Genomic DNA, 14,778 nt, shown 5'->3' with positions numbered 1-14,778 from the left:
CGTTACCCGCCGGGTTGCGGCTCCGGCCCCAGGCCGGACGTCCCGCGTGGGCGAGTGCCGCTTGTGTTCGGCACGGAGGCCCTCCGCCCGCGTGGTGGTGTCGGGTCGGACTGCGGCGGCTCCTCGCGATCAATCGTCTCCCCGCGCAACAACGCCTGGATCTCGTCGCCGTTCAGGGTCTCGTACTCAAGAAGCCCCTGCGCCAGCCTTTCCAACTCGTCCCTGTGCGTGGTCAGGATCTCCCGCGCCTTCTCGTACGCGGTATCAACGATGAGGCGGATTTCCTCGTCCACCAGCCGCGCGGTCTCGTCGGCCATGTTCTTGTGCCGAGCCACCGAATGGCCCAGGAAGACCTCCTCCTGATCCTCGGCATACAGCAGCGGCCCCAGCTTTTCCGACATGCCCCACTCGGTGACCATCTTGCGGGCCATGTTGGTGGCCATCTTGATGTCGCTCGACGCGCCCGTGGTGACCTTGTCGTGGCCGAAGATCAACTCCTCGGCCACCCGCCCGCCCATGGCCACCACGAGGTCGGCCTCCAGCTTGGCGCGGGACATGCTGATCCGGTCGCCCTCCGGCAGGCGCATGACCATGCCCAGCGCGCGGCCGCGCGGGATGATGGTCGCCTTGTGAATGGGGTCGGATTCCGACATGTGCAGGCCGCAGATGGCGTGCCCGCCCTCATGATACGCGGTCAGCTTCTTCTCGGCGTCGGTCATGACCATGGAGCGCCGTTCGGCGCCCATCATGACCTTGTCCTTGGCGGCCTCGAACTCGGACATGCCGACCACCCGCTTGCCCCGGCGCGCCGCCAGCAGCGCGGCCTCGTTGACAAGGTTGGCCAGATCGGCGCCCGAGAAGCCGGGGGTGCCGCGCGCGATCACCTTCGGATCCACGTCCGGCCCCAGCGGCGTCTTGCGCATGTGGACCTTCAGGATCCGCTCGCGGCCGAGCACATCGGGGTTCGGCACCACCACCTGACGGTCGAAGCGGCCCGGGCGCAGCAGCGCGGGATCCAGCACGTCCGGCCGGTTGGTGGCGGCGATGAGGATCACGCCCTCGTTGGCCTCGAAGCCGTCCATCTCCACCAGCAGCTGGTTCAGGGTCTGCTCGCGCTCGTCGTTGCCGCCGCCCAGGCCGGCGCCGCGATGGCGACCGACGGCGTCGATTTCATCAATGAAGATCAGGCACGGCGCGTTCTTCTTGCCCTGCTCGAACATGTCGCGCACGCGGGAGGCGCCGACGCCGACGAACATCTCGACGAAGTCCGAGCCGGAGATGGTGAAGAACGGCACATTGGCCTCGCCGGCAATGGCGCGCGCGAGCAGCGTCTTACCGGTGCCGGGCGGGCCGACCAGAAGGACGCCCTTGGGGATCTTACCGCCGAGGCGCTGGAAGCGCTGCGGGTCCCTCAGGAACTCGACGACCTCCTCAAGCTCCGACTTGGACTCGTCGATGCCGGCCACGTCGTCGAAGGTCACCCGGCCGGTGCGCTCCGTCAGCAGCTTGGCCCGCGACTTGCCGAAGCCCATGGCCTTGCCGCCACCGCCCTGCATCTGCCGCATGAAGAAAATCCACACGGCGATCAGAAGCAGCATCGGGAACCAGGAAATCATAACGCTCCAGAACGTCGGCGCGTCTTCGTTCGACGGCAGCGCCGAGATGGTCACACCATGCTCGCGCAGGGTCGGAACGACGTTCGAGTCGGGTGGAGCATAGGTCGAGAACTGGCCGCCACTGATCAGGTTACCAGTGATCTTCTCACCCTCTATGGTGACGTCCTGAACCTCGTTACTCTCGACCCGGCTGATGAACTCCGTGTAGGAGATCGACGTCCCGGTGGCCGGCGGGGCCGATCCCTGGAAGACGTTGAACAACGCCACCAGAAGCACCGAGATGATAATCCAGATCAGAAGATTACGGCTGAAATTCAAGGCCTTGCACCTTTCCCCTGCGGCGGCCGGAGCTCTCTCGTGCCCGATCCGCTTCACCGATCATCGGATCCCGGCCGGATCCGTCTCACTGACATAGGCCGTCGGCCCCGGCATGCAAGCCGCAACGCCCGTGGCCCGCACCGCCCCCGAACACTGGCACGCGCGGCGCGAACCGGCTGCGAACGGCCAGCGCGGCGGACCCCGGTCGGTCACAATACCGCAACTGAGGCACGGCACAAACCGTGCCGGACGGAGTCCGAAGGGCCGGCAGGGTCACCGCCACCGTGTGCGATACCGCGACTGGCTCACCTCCGTTCGTGCGCTCCGGGTCGCCGCGAACCTCCCGCCATCCCACCGGGCCAAGCGCCCCGAGGACAAGGGGACTGTCCGACGTCTCTTCACGCATGAATGAAACGTCGAAGCGACCATCCCAGATCACCGCCGAGCCGGAAAAAACGGGTTGCGGGTCCGGCAAGTGCCGCACTTCCCGGCAGACCAGCCAACCTTTCGAGACGTGACGATCCGGGGAGAGATGGCAGCGCCCCAAAGTGATCCCGGCTGACGGCGCCGGACGCGCCATGAGGTGCCGACGCAGGCGCTCCAGGGCGTCGGCGCGCGGCGGCCGGGCGAGCCCGCCGACACAGGCCAACACCCGCCCCAGCGCGTCCCGGGCTTCACTGTCCGGCGGGGCCAGCAGGACGGTCAGGTCCACGCGGGCGAACCCCAACGGGTCGAGGCAAACGCCCGCCGCCAGACGCGTATTCAGGCGGGCGAGGCGCTCCGACCGAGCCTCCGCCGCCCGTTCGGCGGTCAGGGCGAGACCGGAGGCGGTAAGACCGGCGTCCGCCAAAGCCGGGCGGAGATAGCGCAGTCGAACCCGTTGGTAGGTGGCGTCGTCGTTCGACGGGTCCTCAATCCATGGATGCCCGCGAGTCTCCAGCGTGGCCCGCGTCCGATCCCCGGGCACGGACAACAGCGGCCGCAGCACCCGAACGGCCCGACGGTACGAGACCGGCGCCATGCCGCACAATCCGTCCGGTCCACTGCCTTTGCCCAGCCGCTGCAACACGGTTTCGGCTTGGTCATCCAGATGGTGCGCCAGCATCAGGTCGACGACCCCGTTGCGACGACACCAGTCCTCCAGCAGAGACAGCCGGGCCTCCCGGGCCGCCGCCTGGATTCCGGCCACCGGGCGCGGTCCGGTCCAGGTCAGGATATCATGGGCGATGTCGGCGGCCTCCATCCACGCCGCCACGGCGCGCGCTTCGTCCCCGGCCTCTGGACGCAGCCCGTGATTGACCGTCAGCGCGGTGAGCCGCCCGCCGCGCCCCGCGACCCAATCCCGCGCCAACAGCGCCAGCGCGAGACTGTCCGCGCCGCCGGAAACACCGACGGCCAGGTGCGGCCGATCCCCGAACGGCTCCAATGGCGCCATGAGGCCCGCGAACGCGGCAGCGTCAAGAGGACCGGTCTCCCGGCTCAAGGGGCTCTCGTCGTCACGTTTCGCGGCGTCCAAGCAGGAGCCCCTCGCTCGTGAGGGCACATGATCCGTCATTGCAACCCGCGTCGCAAGACGAGGGAGAAACAATCCAGGGCATGGAACGCAGATACCCACCCTGGATTGCCCCATATATCTTGTTTGGACTTCGCGCCTCGCAATGACGCACGAACGATTGCTTTCGCCCATTCGATGATCTCACGGGCGGCGAACCCTGGTTCAGCAGCCGTTGCGGGCCATTTGGTCCGAGACCTGCCGCTGCAGCGTTCCCGCGACGTTCGGATAATCGGCCCGCAGCTTCTGGAAGGCCGCGCAAGCCTCGCGCTTGCGGCCCAGGGCGGACATCGACATGCCCAGCTTGAACAGGTTGTCCGGCGTCTTGGTGCCATCCTGGAATTCCCGGTAGCCCTTGGCAAAGGCGACCGCCGCAGCCTCGTAGTCGCCTCGGGCGTAGTAGGTTTCACCCAGCCAGTACTGGGCGTTGCCCGCCAGTGTATTCTGGGGATAACGCTCGACGAACTCGGAGAACGCCCGTTCGGCGGCGGCGTAATTCCCCTCGCGCAGCAGCGAAAAGGCGTGTTGGTACTGTTCCTCCGGCAGCCCCGACGGCAGCACCGCTTGATTTGCAGCCGCCGAGGGCAACGCCGGGCTGTCCAATCCGGCGGACCCGGGCGCGGGCCGCTCGATGTATCCCAGAACACCGGTATCGGGCGCCAGCGATCGAGGGCCGCCGTCCATGGCCCCGGAACCGGAAGGGACGCCTGGGCCGGACATCGCCGTGGGCGCCTGCCCGCCTGCGGTGCCCCCCAGGGCCATGTCCTGGGTCCGTTCCAGCAGATCGATGCGTTGTTCGAGTTGACGGATCTGATAGCGCGCCTGTTCGAGTTCGCCCGTCTGGGAGCGCACCAAGTCCTCAAGCTGAGTGATCCTGATCTGCATTTCAGCGATCAGGGAGCGCGAGTCCTGTTGCGCCAGAGCCGGCGTGGCCAGCAGCACCGAAGCGGCGACGCAGACCACAACGACACCGCGCGAGAGCCGGTCGGCGGCGGTCTGGGTCACCGCCCGCAAGGGCCGGGACTGAGGTGTCGCAACGATGGAACGGGTCATCACGGTTCGCTCCCCTTAGTGTCGGATGCGCCTGCAGGCCACGGACGTCCTGTGCTGTAACGCAATTTCATGACACGAAAAAGGCGCCTCCCCCCGAGGAAAGCGCCTTTCCGATTTTCGTCAGGACGCCCAACATCCCCTTGCGACCGCGCGCACCGCCCGGGCCGGCGGCACGACAGCAGACCAAGCCTCGCCCCGCAATCCGGGCTCCGGCGCCCCCGAACGCCGGAGCGTCCGCGCTTACTGAAGAGCGCTCACACCACGCCGATTGCGCGACCAGCAGCTTTCACCGGACTGCGTGCAGGTCGGGCGCTCCTTGCCATAGGACACCGAGCGCACGCGACTGGCGGGAACACCCAGGGACACCAGATAGTTCCGGACGGCGTTGGCGCGGCGGTCACCGAGCGCGAGGTTGTACTCACGGGTGCCGCGCTCATCGCAGTGCCCTTCGACAACGATCGAATACTGGCCGTACTGCTGCAACCAGGCGGCCTGACGCCGCAGCGTCTGCTGGGCCTGACTGTCCAGGTTATAGGAATCGAGGGCGAAGAACACGCGGTCGCCGACTTCCTGGACGAATTCCTGTTGACTGCCGGCGGCCGGTCCGCTGGGCGCGGTCACGGGTGCGGCGCCGCCACCGGTCTGTCCAGAGTCGGTCTTGGGCGTGGAGGAACAGGCGGCGAGCGCTGCGGCGGCAGCCAAGACCAAGAGCGCTTTCAACTTCATGGCAGGGAGGTCTCCAGAACCGATGAATGGTCGGCATTTTGGGCCGGGGGAAACCGGACGGTCCACTTGCCTCACAGGCACGCGCGACACCGTCGCGCGCGGATGACCGCCGGACAAGGACCCTTGCGTTGTATCCGAAACCGAACGGAGAACACAACAGGGAAGACAAGGACATTCTGCGGCCCCAGCGTCCCCAACGCCATTACAAGAACGTCCCCCACGCCATTACAAGGACGACTCGCGTGCCACTGTTCCCACGTCCTCCGGTCGCACACGCCGCGTCACCCTGAGGTCGTCGAGGATGACGTAAACCACCGGCACAAGCACGAGCGCCAACACGGTCGCCGACGTCAGGCCGAAGGCAAGACTGGTGGCCAACGGGATCATCACCTGGGCCTGGAGGCTCGTTTCCGCCAGCAACGGCGTCAACCCCATGATGGTCGTCAGCGAGGTCAACAGGATGGGGCGAAACCGCGCCCGCGCGGCCTTGGCGGCCGCCTCGGTGGCCGTGCCTCCCTCCAGGCGGTACTGCTTGATGAACATGACCAGCAGGATGGAATCGTTGACCACCACCCCAGCCAGCGAGGCCAACCCGATCATCGACGGCATGGACATCTCCAGCCCCTGGGCGAGGTGCCCCAGGATGGCGCCGATCAGGGCCATGGGAATGGCGACCATGACGATCACCGGCTCAACGTAGCTGCGGAACTGGAACGACAGCAGAAGGAACACCCCGATCAGGCCGACCAGCATGTTGCGCTGCATCGACCCCATGGTGGCCTTCATCTCGGCGGCCTGACCCTCGAAGTCGGGATGAACGTCCGGGTGACGTTCCATCAGGTCGGGAAAGAACTCCGCGCGGGTGTGCTTGACGATCTGGTCGGCGTTGGCCACGGCGTCCTCAACGTCGCCGATCACAGTGATGGTGCGCCAGCCGTCCACCCGGCTGACACGCCCCCAGCCGCGCGACCGTTCGATGATCGCCACGTTGGACAGCGGGATGGTTTCGCCGGCCTCCGTCGTCACCATGAAATTGTCAAGATCAGCGAGGGAATCGCGATCCTCCGCGCTGACCCGCACATCGATCTCATAGGCCTCGTCGCCGACCTGGATCTCGTCGACCGTCACGCCCTGAAAGGCGGCGGCGATCTGCTGGGCCACCGTATCGGCGCGGATGCCAAGCGCGCTGGCCCCGTCCCGCAGGCTCAGACGGGCCTCCGGCTTGCCGGGCCGCATGTCGTCCATGACGTCATGCACCCCCTCATACCCCATCAGCCACTGGCGCAGGTCCAGGGAGGCCGCCTTGAGCGCCTCCAGGTCATGGCCCTTCAGGCGGATCTCGATGTCCAGACCGGCGGGGCCGATGACCCGTTCCCCGAACTTCAGCGACAGGACGTCGGGCACCTCGCCGACGGCCTCGCGCCATGCGGCGGCCACGGCGGTGGCCGGCAGGTCCGGCCGCCTGTCGGAGTCCACCAGATCGACGCTGACGGTGGCGACGTGCGCCCCGCTCTCCGACGCGCTCTTGTTGACCGAGTAGAGGGTCACGACATTGCGCACCAGCAGCCCACCGATGGTGGACTCCTCACCGTCATCGGCCTTGGCCGGCAGTGACTCCGAAAGGTCACGCCCCACGGTGTCCACCGCCGCGACGATCCGGTCCACCAGGGCCTCGGTCCGGGCCAGGGGCGTGCCCTGGGGCAGCAGGATCTCGGCCTGGATGGTGTTGCCGTCCAGGTGCGGGAAGGCGCGGAACTTCACCAGACCGCCGGCGATCAGCGACAGCGTGGCCAGGAACATCAACAGCAGAAGTCCCAGCGTGAGGTAGCGCCACCGGATGGCCAGATCGACGAGCCGGCCCATCACGGTCTCGCGCAACCAGTCGAACCCCGCCTCGAACCGCCGCCGCCAGCCCGACGGGGGTTTTTCCGCGTGGGACTGCAGCGAATGCGCCAGATGGTGGGGCAGGACCAGGAAGGCCTCCAGCAGGCTGACCGCCAACACCAACAGCAGAACCATGGGCAGCGCGCGCATGATCTCACCCATGGTGCCCCCCAGGAACGCCAGCGCGCCGAAGATGCAGATGGTGGTCACGAACGACGAGACCACGCCCGGCATGACCTCCCGCGTGCCGTCGATGGCGGCGTCGTAAGGGCCTTTGCCCAGCTTCAGGTGTCGGGCGATGTTCTCGGAGATGACGATGGCGTCGTCCATCAGCAGGCCGACCGCGATCAACAGCGCGACCATGGTAATCATGTTGATGGTCAGGCCCAGAACCCCCATCAGGAACAGGCCACCCATGAACGACACCGGCAGGCCCATGGCCACCCAGAAGCTGAAGCGCAGCGAGAAAAACAGGAACATGGTGAGGAACACCATCCCCAGGCCGAGCACCCCGTTGTCGAGCAGCATGGTTAGACGGTCACGCACGATGGTGGCCGAATCCCGGGTCACCGTCAGGCTGACCCCGGCGGGCGCACGCGCGCGTTCCGCCTCCAGAAACCCGGACAGCCGATCCATGACCACCAGGGTATCCTCGGCGCGGGTCTTGGTGACGTCCAGCAGGGCCGCCCTTTGGCCGTTGAACAGCACCTTGTCCTCGTCCCGCTCAAAGCGGTCGGTGACGGTGGCGATGTCGCCCAGACGCAACTCCCCGCCCTGATCGCCGGCGACGATCACCAGGTCACGCAGCGCGGCGGCCGAGCGCCGCTCATCGGCGAAGCGCACGATCACCTCGCCGTCCTCGGTCTCCACCCGGCCGGAGGGCCGATCCTGGCTCTGGCGCTGGATCAAGGTGGCGATGTCGGCGAGGCTGAGACCGTGGCGACGCAGGGTCTCCGTGGCCAGTTCGATGCGGATCTGACGGTCGGAAAAGCCGGAGATGTCCACCTGCCCCAGCCCGGCCTCGTTCATCCGGTTCTTCACCTCCTCGGCGTAGGCCTTCAGGTGGGTGGCCGGCATCTCGCCGGTGATGGCCACGGAGGCGACGAAATCGGTCCGCCCCAACGTCCGAACCACTGGATCCTCGGCGTCCTCCGGAAAGCTGTCGATGGCATCGACCTCGGTCTTGATGTCGGCCTCGAACGCGGCGATCTGGCCGCCCTCGCTCATTTCCGCCGTCAGGGTGCCGCTGCCCTCGGTGGCCTCGCAGGTGACCTCCTTGAGATCGTTGATCCCCGAGACGGCCTCCTCCAGGCGCTGGCAGATGGCGTTCTCCACCTCCTCGGCGGTGGCGCCGCGATAGACGACCATCACCTGGACCGTATCCAGCGACAGTTTGGGAAAGGTCTCGCGCTGCAACCCCGGCAACGCCGCCATCCCGAGTACCAGGATGCCCAGCATGATCAGGTTGGCGGCGGTGGGGTGGCGGGCGAAAAAGCCGATCATCGCTCGGCCTCCCCGCCATGCGGATGACCCGGGGCGCCCTGCCCGTCCCGCGCCTCGGCGGCGGCGATCAGGCGGGCACGCTCATCGGGATCGGGTCGCGGATCGATCAGCATGCCCTCGACCGCCGGGATCAGGTCGGAGACCACCAGGCGGTCCCCCTCGGTCAAGCCATGGGCCACGACGGCCAGATCGCCCTGGACCGCATGCACCTGCACGCGCCGCTTCTCCAGCCGGTCGTCGTCGTCCAGCACATAGACGTGATCGCCGTGCAGGGTGAGACGCGGCACGACGATGACCCCAGGAACAGGCCGGCCGCGCAACGCCACCTGGACGAACATGTTCTTGACCAGCGGCGGCCGCACACCCGGCTTGGCCGTATCGTAACTGCCCTCGACGGCGACGATGACGCCGAAGGTCCGGGTTTGCGGATCCACGGTATCGGACACGCGGACGAGACTGGCCGGCCACTCCACGACCTGTGCGACCTCGCCACCACCCAGGAGGCGGACCACCGCATCCACCTCCGTGATGGTCCCCATGTCGTCCGCGCCGGCGGCGCGACGCATCTCGGTCATGGTGACATCGTGCATCAGGGGCGCCAGATCGGTGAAGGTGAACTGAGCCTCGACTTCGGCCACATCGATGCTATCGCCTTCGGCCAGCACCTGCCCCACGGTGGCGAACTGCGATTCGGCGACGTTGACCTTGCCCACCCGGATGTCGAAGGGAGCCGTCAGCGCGGTGTTCTCGACATCCAGCTGCGCCTGATCCAGCCGCGCCTGAACCAGCGAGCGCTGCACCGGGATCAGATTCAGGGCGTTACGCTGGGTCTGAAGGCTCTGTTCCGCGCTCAGCAGCGCCGTTTCCGCCTGATCGAGCGCCGCCTGAGAGGCCGCGCCACTGCCGCGAAGATCGCGCTGCCGCTCCAGATCGCGACGCGCGACCTGGACGGCGCGCTCCTGAATGGCGATGGAGGCGCGGGCGTTCTCCTCGTCAATATCCAGTTCGCGCAGTTCCGCCTCGCGCTCCCGCAGAGTCAGTTCGTAGGAGGAGGGATCGATGCGCGCCACAACCGTTCCCTCGGGCAGGATCGCGCCGCGCTTCAGACGCGGATGCACCTCGACCACGCGGCCGGCCACCTGGGCCACGGCCTGCCAGACATGCTCGGGCGTGACCTGACCGAAGCCTGTGGCGCGGGGCACCAGATCGACGGCCGGCACCGAGATGACGCGCGCAGGGCGGGCGGCGTCCATCCCCTCGGCCCGCACCGGCGGCGTCTTTCCCTGGGCCATTCCCAGAATCAGGACGATGCCCAGGAGCACGGGAGGGATGACGAGGCTCTTGCGCCAGTGGCGGGCCACGAAACCGAACATGATGCAGTCGCTCCTCTCGCGGGCGTCGTTTCGGGAACGGGCGAGACCGTGCGCCACCGCGCGGCCCGCCGACCATGATGCAGGTCAATGGATGGCCGATGGGCGGGGGCCATAGCGAACGCGGCCATCCGGAACGCCGCGTGTCTCTTCCCGTTGCCAAAGGTATGACATGGCGTGACACCGTGATACCAGGGACCGATGCACGACCCCCGCCTCGGCGGTTCGGTTGGCTTGCACGGCCACTTCCATAGGACCTCCCCGATGACCGCCGATTTCTGGGACCAGCGCTACGCCGACCGAAAGTACGTCTACGGCGTGGAGCCCAATGCCTTTCTGACACGCCAGCGCCACCGCCTCGACCGGGGCATGTCGGTGCTGGCGGTCGCCGACGGCGAGGGCCGCAACGGCGTCTGGCTGGCCAGCCACGGCATGCGCGTCCACGCCGTGGACTACTCGGCGGTGGCGCTGCAGAAGGCCATGCGGCTAGCCCTGGACCGGGGCGTGACCCTGCGGACCACATGCGCCGATCTGACCGACTGGACCTGGCCCACCGCCGCCTATGACGCGGTGGTCTGCCTGTTCCTGCACCTTGGGCCGGAGCACCGCGCCGCCGTTCACCGGGCGATGGCGGGCGCTCTGGCGCCGGGCGGACTGCTCATCATGGAGGCGTTCCACCCTGCCCAACTCCGGTACGGCACCGGCGGGCCGCCGAACGCGGAGATGCTGTACGACCCGGACACACTGGCCGCCGACTTCGGCGGCCTGCTCGACATCGACGTGCTGGAGGACGGCGAGACCGACCTTGACGAGGGCGCCCATCACCAGGGCCGCGCCCATACGACCCGACTGGTCGGACGCGCGCCTATGGCGGAGACTCGCCCAGACGCAACGGCGCGGTGACGGCACGAGCCCCCTCCATCCCCTGAAGCAGCAGAGTCCCGGCCGTCGCGTTGGCCTCAACCGCGAGGCGGGTGGCGGGCCAGACGATGGGCGGGCGCAACCACGCAAGATCCCGCTCGCCGGCCTCCACGGCTGCCGCCATGGCCTTCCACCGGCCCAGGCTGTCGCGCCCGCGCGGATGGCACGGAATATCCGCGCGCCAGTGGTTGGCGGCCACCGCCGGATCCTGGCGGATGCGGGCACCGGTGACATCCTTCTCGATGGTCCAGGCCTCGGCGCGATCCACGCCCGCCACGGTCAGAATGCACGGTACGCACACCGGCGCCTCGCGCAGCCGGTGCAGGGCGGTGGTGGCGTCCGGCGCGGTCTCCAGGACTTGCCGCAACAGATGATCCGGCGGCGGCGCCGTGCTGGCCCAGACCGCCCGCCGGTCATGAACCCAGCGCAGCGGGCGCAGGCCGGGGCCGCTGATCGGCGCCTGATTGAGCGCCACGGCGAACCGCCCTGGCGCCAGCCCGGTCAGCACGCCGGCATACCCGGGCCACGTCACCGCCACGAAGGGACCGGCCGGCCCGCGCATCCGCGCCACCACGACGGCGGCGCCCAGATCGTCCATGGCCCAGTCGAGCGTGCGCAGCAGGGTCACCCCACCGCCGTCCGGATCGGGCGCGGCGGCGGCCGTGCAAGCCCACTGGTGCGACAGGTTCAGGGCCAGCGCCCCCGGCGCCCCCAAATCCCTCGCCGCCCGGCGAATTTCCGTCGCATACGGTGTCGCGTTGCGGTCCAGCCAGCGCGCGCACAGCGAATCGGCCAGTCTCAGCGCGGGTGCCGAATAGGTCCGCCGGGCCACGGCAAGCAACCGCTCCGCCCGCTCCCGTGTCGCCTTGAGCAGCGCCGGGGCGCCGCCCTCGCCGATGTCAAGCACGGGAATCGCCGGAAGATCGGGGGCATCGGCGCTGGAAAGCATGCGAGCGTCCACACACATGAGAGAGGATAAGATAAGGTGCCGCGACCATCCTCCAGCAGCAGGTCCGGCACAAGCCCCGCCTTCATGGAGTCCCCCATGCCACGCCGTATTCTCGTTCTCGGAGACTCCAACGCCTGGGGCTGGGTCCCCGCAGTCGAACGCCGGCCGCTGCACCGGTTCGCGGACGGCATTCCGTGGCCGGAGGCCATGGCGGCCCGGTTGGGCCCCGACGTGCGCGTCCGGGTGGACGCCGTGCCCGCCCGCACCACCGACCTCGACGACCCGGTGGCGGCGGAGATTTTCACGCCGCTGCGCCCCGACGACTTCAACGCCCGCGCCCACCTGCCCTCGGCCCTGGTGCGGGCCATGCCGGTGGACCTCGTCATCGTGGCCCTGGGCACCAACGACCTGAAGGCTCGGTTCGGCCGCACGCCCGAGACCATCGCCGGGGGCGTGCTGGCGCTGGCCGACGACATCGTCGGCGGACGCCCCGACAGCGCCTATGCCCCGCCCCGCGTGCTGATCCTGGGGCCGGCGCCGCTGGGACCGCTCGCGCCCTGGACGGAGGACAGCTTCGGCGGCCGTCACGATGCCGCGCGGGCGCTCGGTCCCGTCCTGGAGCGCATGGCGGCGGCGGCCGGTCGGCCCATTGTTCTTGCCGGAGACGTAATGGGCGGCTCGGCACACGGCGAGGACGGCGTTCATTTCACCGAATCCGATCACGCGGCCATGGCGGATGCCCTGGTGGATCGTGTCACGCGACTCCTGACCGCGCCGGACGCGTTGGCCTGATCTGCTCCGCAGCAGCCCGACCATTCGCCACCGCATGCGGATTCTGATGGTCAGCCGCGCGCCCCGGATGCTACCTGTTATAACAGATTGCATCACCATCTTGAGCGACCTTGGATGACCCCGAAGCCCGCTTTACCGCACAACAGCCCCTCCATCGACGAGCATCTGGAGATGCATCGGCGGATGGTTGTGACCCGTGAATTGGAGCGCCAGCTTGGCGCCCTGCACAAAGCGGGCGTGACACGCGGCCCCATTCACCGCTGCGATGGTCAGGAAGCGGTCGGCGTCGGCGCCACCGGCGCCCTTGAGGACCGCGATTGCGTGACCACGACCCATCGCGGGCACGCCGTGTACATCGGCAAGGGGCTCGCCCCACGCCGCATTCTGGCCGAAATCCTGGGCCGCGAAACCGGCTACAACGGCGGGCGGGCCGGTCACATGCTGATCGGCTCGCCGGTCCACGGCATGATGGGCGGCAACGCCATCGTCGGCGCCTCGATTCCGGCCGCCACCGGAATGGCCCTGTCGGCCCAGGTGCTGGGCGAGGACCGGATCGCCCTGGCCACGTTCGGGGACGGCGCCGCGCAGACCGGCATCTGTCATGAATCCATGAACATCGCGGCGCTGTGGAAGCTACCGGTCGTTTTCCTTCTTGAGCACAATGAGTACGGCCTGACGGCCCATGCCTCCACCCAGTCTTCCGTCGCCGATCTGTACATTCGGGCCGCCGGGCACGGCATGCCGGGCGAGCAGATCGACGGCAACGACGTGGTGGCAGTGTTCCAGGCCGTGGCGCGGGCGGCCGCGCGGGCGCGACGCGGCGACGGGCCGAGCCTGATCGAGGCCCGAACCTACCGGATGGAGGGCTTTTCCACCTCCGATGTGGGCGGCTATCAGTCCGACGAGGACTTGGCGCGCTGGCGGGCGCGCGACCCGATCACGCTGTCGCGGGCGGTTCTGGTCGAGGCGCTGGGCGAAGACCGTGTGATGGATGTGGAGCGGGCCGCCGCCGAGACCGTCGCCGCCGCTGCCGAGGCGGCCCAGGCCGATCCACCGCCTCACTTCGTGCCCCATGCCCCCAGCGACCCGCGCGCCTTTGCGACGGAGGGCCGGTAGGATGGCGATAATGCGCTATGCCGAGGCCCTGAACGCCGCGCTGCGCGAGGCCATGACGGCCGACCCGTCGGTCTTCCTGTTCGGCGAGGATGTCGCCGACTACGGCGGCGTCTTTAAGGTGTCGCGGGGCCTGCGCGAGGCCTTCGGCGACCGGGTGCGCGACACCCCCATCTCGGAGCAGACCCTGGCCGCCATGGCGGTGTCGGCCTCCATGACCGGCCTGCGTCCGGTGCTGGAGATCATGTACGCCGACTTCATGCCCCTGACCCTGGACGCGCTGGTCAACCAGGCGTCCGTGTATGGGTACGTCTGGGGCGACGAGATCACCCTGCCCTTCGTGATCCGCACCCAGGGCGGCGGCGGACTGGGCACCGGCGCCCAGCATGCCAAGTCGCTGGACTCCTTCGTGGCCCACATCCCGGGCCTGAAGGTGGTGGCGCCGGTCACGCCGGCCGACGCCAAAGGCCTGCTGCTGGCCGCGATCCAGGATCCGCATCCGGTCATCGTCCTGGAGCACAAGCGGCTCTACAACACTCGGGCGGAAGTTCCGGACGACCAAGGTCCCGTCCCGCTGGGCCGCGCCCGGGTGGCGCGCGACGGCTCGGACGTGTCGCTGATCGCCACCTCGCGCATGGTAGTGGAGGCCGAGGCCGCCGCCGACCGGCTCGCCGAATCGGGCATCTCGGCCGAGGTGCTGGACCTGCGCACCCTGCGCCCGCTGGACGTGGAGGCCATCGTGCGGTCGGTCGCCAAGACCCGCCATGCCGTGGTCATCAACGAGGACTGGGGCTTCTGCGGCTACGCCGCCGAACTGTCGGCGACCATCATGGAGCACGCCTTCGACGATCTGGACGCGCCGGTCGAACGCGTCGCCACGCGCGACATGCCGATTCCGTTCGCCGAATCGCTTGAAACGGCCGTCATTCCCGACGCTGACGTCATCACGGCGGCGGCCCTGAGGGCGCTGGCCTGAGGAGG

General features: G+C 68.4%; 11 protein-coding genes. 4 read left to right on the top strand and 7 right to left on the bottom strand.

Annotation, left to right across the window (positions count from 1 at the left end; all coding sequences use genetic code 11):
• Positions 1 to 2 precede the first annotated feature (2 nt).
• The 6 genes from ftsH to BLS85_RS07370 form a co-directional block, all read right to left on the bottom strand.
• Positions 3 to 1,934 carry an ATP-dependent zinc metalloprotease FtsH gene (gene ftsH / locus BLS85_RS07395; RefSeq protein ID WP_092784560.1) on the bottom strand — a complete coding sequence of 644 codons (1,932 nt, stop codon included), beginning with the start codon at positions 1,932 to 1,934 and terminating at the stop codon, positions 3 to 5.
• 85 nt (positions 1,935 to 2,019) lie between these two features.
• Positions 2,020 to 3,417 (bottom strand): tRNA lysidine(34) synthetase TilS, encoded by a 1,398-nt coding sequence (gene tilS / locus BLS85_RS07390; protein WP_176793474.1) that lies wholly within the window; start codon positions 3,415 to 3,417, stop codon positions 2,020 to 2,022.
• Positions 3,418 to 3,651: 234 nt separating this feature from the next.
• The gene (ybgF, locus tag BLS85_RS07385) at positions 3,652 to 4,539 is read right to left on the bottom strand and encodes a tol-pal system protein YbgF (protein WP_092784554.1); all 888 of its coding nucleotides are present in this window, start codon (positions 4,537 to 4,539) and stop codon (positions 3,652 to 3,654) included.
• A gap of 240 nt (positions 4,540 to 4,779) precedes the next feature.
• Positions 4,780 to 5,265, bottom strand: a complete 486-nt coding sequence (gene pal / locus BLS85_RS07380; protein ID WP_092784551.1) for a peptidoglycan-associated lipoprotein Pal — start codon at positions 5,263 to 5,265, stop codon at positions 4,780 to 4,782.
• Between the two features lie 225 nt (positions 5,266 to 5,490).
• Entirely contained in the window at positions 5,491 to 8,652 is a 3,162-nt protein-coding gene (locus BLS85_RS07375; RefSeq protein WP_092784527.1) for an efflux RND transporter permease subunit, read from the bottom strand.
• On the bottom strand, positions 8,649 to 10,025 hold the full coding sequence (locus BLS85_RS07370; protein WP_092784524.1) for an efflux RND transporter periplasmic adaptor subunit: 1,377 nt from the start codon (positions 10,023 to 10,025) through the stop codon (positions 8,649 to 8,651). The genes BLS85_RS07375 and BLS85_RS07370 overlap by 4 nt, the downstream gene beginning before the upstream one ends.
• Before the next feature lie 261 nt (positions 10,026 to 10,286).
• Between BLS85_RS07370 and BLS85_RS07365 the strand changes: the two genes are divergently transcribed.
• A complete protein-coding gene (locus tag BLS85_RS07365) occupies positions 10,287 to 10,925 on the top strand; it encodes a class I SAM-dependent methyltransferase (protein WP_092784521.1) in 639 nt (212 codons plus the stop codon).
• Here BLS85_RS07365 and BLS85_RS07360 read toward each other — a convergent pair.
• The gene (locus BLS85_RS07360) at positions 10,888 to 11,892 is read right to left on the bottom strand and encodes a C45 family peptidase (RefSeq protein WP_092784518.1); all 1,005 of its coding nucleotides are present in this window, start codon (positions 11,890 to 11,892) and stop codon (positions 10,888 to 10,890) included. The two genes, BLS85_RS07365 and BLS85_RS07360, sit on opposite strands and share 38 nt — an antisense overlap.
• A gap of 96 nt (positions 11,893 to 11,988) precedes the next feature.
• Here BLS85_RS07360 and BLS85_RS07355 point away from each other — a divergent pair, with 96 nt between their 5' ends.
• The 3 genes from BLS85_RS07355 to BLS85_RS07345 all read left to right on the top strand — a co-directional run bounded on the left by BLS85_RS07355 (position 11,989) and on the right by BLS85_RS07345 (position 14,773).
• Entirely contained in the window at positions 11,989 to 12,684 is a 696-nt protein-coding gene (locus BLS85_RS07355) for a GDSL-type esterase/lipase family protein (RefSeq protein ID WP_176793472.1), read from the top strand.
• Between the two features lie 114 nt (positions 12,685 to 12,798).
• Positions 12,799 to 13,800, top strand: coding sequence for a thiamine pyrophosphate-dependent dehydrogenase E1 component subunit alpha (locus tag BLS85_RS07350; RefSeq protein ID WP_092784512.1), 1,002 nt, complete (start codon positions 12,799 to 12,801; stop codon positions 13,798 to 13,800).
• A 1-nt stretch (position 13,801) separates the two neighbouring features.
• Entirely contained in the window at positions 13,802 to 14,773 is a 972-nt protein-coding gene (locus BLS85_RS07345) for an alpha-ketoacid dehydrogenase subunit beta (protein WP_092784509.1), read from the top strand.
• Positions 14,774 to 14,778 lie beyond the last annotated feature (5 nt).

This window comes from Rhodospira trueperi (assembly GCF_900101965.1).
In the GTDB taxonomy this organism is placed as follows: Bacteria; Pseudomonadota; Alphaproteobacteria; order Rhodospirillales; family Rhodospirillaceae; genus Rhodospira; species Rhodospira trueperi.
The sequence above is the reverse complement of the archived record's forward strand: the minus strand, read 5'-3'. Positions and strand labels throughout refer to the sequence as shown.

What these genes read in the sequence shown, in the direction of transcription:
- BLS85_RS07355 (WP_176793472.1), top strand. Translation starts at nt 11,989, where the DNA reads ATGCCACGCCGTATTCTCGTTCTCGGAGACTCCAACGCCTGGGGCTGG.
- BLS85_RS07375 (WP_092784527.1), bottom strand. Translation starts at nt 8,652, where the DNA reads ATGATCGGCTTTTTCGCCCGCCACCCCACCGCCGCCAACCTGATCATG.
- BLS85_RS07370 (WP_092784524.1), bottom strand. Translation starts at nt 10,025, where the DNA reads ATGTTCGGTTTCGTGGCCCGCCACTGGCGCAAGAGCCTCGTCATCCCT.
- BLS85_RS07360 (WP_092784518.1), bottom strand. Translation starts at nt 11,892, where the DNA reads ATGCTTTCCAGCGCCGATGCCCCCGATCTTCCGGCGATTCCCGTGCTT.
- BLS85_RS07345 (WP_092784509.1), top strand. Translation starts at nt 13,802, where the DNA reads ATGGCGATAATGCGCTATGCCGAGGCCCTGAACGCCGCGCTGCGCGAG.
- BLS85_RS07350 (WP_092784512.1), top strand. Translation starts at nt 12,799, where the DNA reads ATGACCCCGAAGCCCGCTTTACCGCACAACAGCCCCTCCATCGACGAG.
- pal (WP_092784551.1), bottom strand. Translation starts at nt 5,265, where the DNA reads ATGAAGTTGAAAGCGCTCTTGGTCTTGGCTGCCGCCGCAGCGCTCGCC.
- BLS85_RS07365 (WP_092784521.1), top strand. Translation starts at nt 10,287, where the DNA reads ATGACCGCCGATTTCTGGGACCAGCGCTACGCCGACCGAAAGTACGTC.
- ybgF (WP_092784554.1), bottom strand. Translation starts at nt 4,539, where the DNA reads ATGACCCGTTCCATCGTTGCGACACCTCAGTCCCGGCCCTTGCGGGCG.